This is a genomic window from Paenibacillus sp. 01L418, from assembly GCF_056400045.1.
This window is the reverse complement of record NZ_JBFTSN010000641.1, coordinates 1-2,613: the sequence shown is the minus strand read 5'-3', so window position 1 is coordinate 2,613 and position 2,613 is coordinate 1. Positions and strand designations below refer to the sequence as shown.

General features: G+C 42.1%; 4 protein-coding genes. 3 read left to right on the top strand and 1 reads right to left on the bottom strand.

The genetic code is table 11. The features are described from left to right. Positions 1–332 precede the first annotated feature (332 nt). The 3 genes from AC1DSE_RS34045 to AC1DSE_RS34035 all read left to right on the top strand — a co-directional run bounded on the left by AC1DSE_RS34045 (position 333) and on the right by AC1DSE_RS34035 (position 1,478). The gene (locus tag AC1DSE_RS34045; RefSeq protein WP_477510104.1) at positions 333–551 is read left to right on the top strand and encodes a hypothetical protein; all 219 of its coding nucleotides are present in this window, start codon (positions 333–335) and stop codon (positions 549–551) included. Positions 552–568: 17 nt separating this feature from the next. Continuing rightward, on the top strand, positions 569–760 hold the full coding sequence (locus tag AC1DSE_RS34040) for a hypothetical protein (protein ID WP_477528988.1): 192 nt from the start codon (positions 569–571) through the stop codon (positions 758–760). Positions 761–884: 124 nt separating this feature from the next. After that, a complete protein-coding gene (locus AC1DSE_RS34035) occupies positions 885–1,478 on the top strand; it encodes a JAB domain-containing protein (RefSeq protein ID WP_477510142.1) in 594 nt (197 codons plus the stop codon). A 734-nt stretch (positions 1,479–2,212) separates the two neighbouring features. Here AC1DSE_RS34035 and AC1DSE_RS34030 read toward each other — a convergent pair. Further along, positions 2,213–2,575 carry a helix-turn-helix domain-containing protein gene (locus tag AC1DSE_RS34030; RefSeq protein ID WP_477528987.1) on the bottom strand — a complete coding sequence of 121 codons (363 nt, stop codon included), beginning with the start codon at positions 2,573–2,575 and terminating at the stop codon, positions 2,213–2,215. Between the last annotated feature and the right edge of the window lie 38 nt (positions 2,576–2,613).

Genomic DNA, 2,613 nt, shown 5'->3' with positions numbered 1-2,613 from the left:
GTATAAGGATAGTATCAAACTACTCTGTCAACTGGTTGACAGCAAACATCAGTTCTGTATCGTTATACATTTCGACGCTATTTGGCAATATCCTTGCTAAAATAATTTTATATAAGCAATCTGAAATTTGAAAAATTTCCAATCTCAAGTAATGCAACTGTGGCTAGCATCAGTGCTTTGAAATCGCCCACCCGTTCCCTGCGTAAGTAACATAGTTGCCATACCAAGAGCTCCCGTCTGATACCTAACAAGGTTATCGACGAGAGCTTCTTTTGTTGGACAGAGATCCAAAACAAGCCGTGTGAGAGTAGGCAAAAAGGAGGTGATGAAACGTGGAGAAACGACAAATAGCTGAAGAGATGATTGTGCTACTCCGTCAGCTTGTAATGCAAGATCAATTGGTAATGGCGGCTCGCGTCTTGAGAGTGTACTTCCAGCGTGTATGGAAGATCGATGAGGAGTTGGCTAATCGGTATGTGCGAGCTTACTTCGCAAAGTACTATCCAAAACAATTGGAATGGTATCTTAAGCGTCAAGATCGCGCCAGTTAAGAAAGGATGATACGCAGATGATTAAACAGTTGYGGGAGCGTAAAGAGGCTCTCCAGAGCGTCAGAAAGAAGCGTCTGAACAACAAGGCATCGCTTAGAACCGACGACGGAAGGCAGTATATTTGTTGCTTGGCAATGCTCATAAGCATGGAAATGAAGATCGAAGAATTTCAAGGCATGAAAAAGGACGCCTGCCAGCGCCCTCAGTAAAACCATTATCGATTCAATGATAACTCAATATCTATACCCATTCAAGGGGAGGCCGAGTGCCTCTTCTATTTCTATTTCTATTTCTATTTCTATTTCTATTTCTTGGAGGTAATCCACAGTGAACATGTACTCTATTAGAACAGCTTTAGCTGATGCACTTTGCGTGAAAGAAGATAGCACCGTCATTCAAGAGCTATTTACTCGCTTTGTTACGCCTTATGAACTGCTTGATGCTAATGAAATGGAACTTACACGCATCAAAGGTATTGGCTCCGCGAAGGCGCGTCAGATCGTTAGTACTCTCAAGTTGGCGAGGGCATTAAACACGCCGCGTGAAAATCCGTATGTTATCCGTTCTCCGAAGGACGTTTTCGACATGATCCGTTTCGAGATCGGGCACCTAATGCACGAAGAATTCTGGATAATTCCACTTAATACGAAGAATCACGTTATTTGCAAAAAGCGAATCAGTGTTGGGACGCTTAATAGTGCAATTGTTCATCCTAGGGAAGTCTATCGTTCACTCATCCAGAGAGCTGCGGCAAGTTACATTGCAGTACACAATCACCCTACTCAGATGACAGAAGCCTCCCCAGAGGATGTTCAGATTACCAAACGTTTATCTGATGCTGGAGAAATTCTAGGCATTGAACTGCTTGACCACGTTATCGTTTCAACAGACAGTTACTGCTCACTAAAGGAAAGAGGTTTAATGTAAAACATTCATTAGGGGTCGGCTTTTATGGCTGGCTCTTTTCGCTATGCCTTCGGCTATAGAGGGCGCGCTCCACTTCGTTTCGCGCATTACCTGTCTATTCGCATCATGAGGTGTTCTAATCCATACTAATTCTTATGGAGGTAATTCAATGATTACAAACACAGCAATCACAGGGTATGCCCTTCTGGCAGCACGGGAGCTTGGCTTATCAAAACAAAAGTTTGAATAATTGGAGGCTATAATAAGCTCAGTACTTGATGATTATACTGCCCAGGAAGCCGAAGAAGTTTACAGAAGAAATTAATAGAGTATTGGCGCGAGGGGCCATCTGATACAGGTGGTTCTCTTCGTTATTCCTTCATTAATGTACTAGCCGAAAAACGAAAAGAGGGGTTAGTCATCTTCCTTACATACAAATCCAATTGCAAATCAGTATGGGTAGTCGCGGTGTCATTAGGTTTCCTATTCATAAATAATAGATACATACGTTTCCTGTGGATATTGGCCTCGCGTTGTGCTGGACTACACGAAGGCAAACTACTTTCCAAATCAAGCGCCCTTAGGAATTCATCTTGTTCATTCATCGTTATCATCGTCTCCTTCATCATCTTGGTTAAAGCCAAATATAAATTCAGGCCAGTAACTTGGCTCATCTTGCTCATTCATTTCAATAGTGCTATTCATGCATGTTACCTCCTGTTTCAATAGGTGTATTAGTTTCCACCGCAGATCAGTTACAATATCGTACCATACAGATCAGGATCATTATCCGTTATTGACTTCCAGAAAGCCCTTTGTTCTTCTATATCCATTTCTTTCATTGGTGGGTTTAGATCATCCTCAGTAAAGCTATTAATTAGTTCCCCATCTGAATACCAGCATTCGTAAAGATAATGCTCAAACTCTTTCAAGCGGTTCTTAGGTATTAATCGCTGCCCAGTTTCAATCATACTTATAGTGGAAGCAGGAAGACGGAGTATCATCCCGAGTTCTTTCTGGCCGAGCCCATCATGTATCCTCTTGGTCTTTACCTGGTGATGAAGCGGCAAGCAATCCATATTAATTATTACTTCGCGTCTAGCATTATAGATACTCATTCATTCATAGGGATCATCAACATAGTCCCGTCTAAACC

Bases quoted from the DNA above. Each gene is read 5' to 3' on its own strand.
- AC1DSE_RS34035 (WP_477510142.1), top strand. From the start codon at position 885: ATGTACTCTATTAGAACAGCTTTAGCTGATGCACTTTGCGTGAAAGAA.
- AC1DSE_RS34030 (WP_477528987.1), bottom strand. From the start codon at position 2,575: ATGAGTATCTATAATGCTAGACGCGAAGTAATAATTAATATGGATTGC.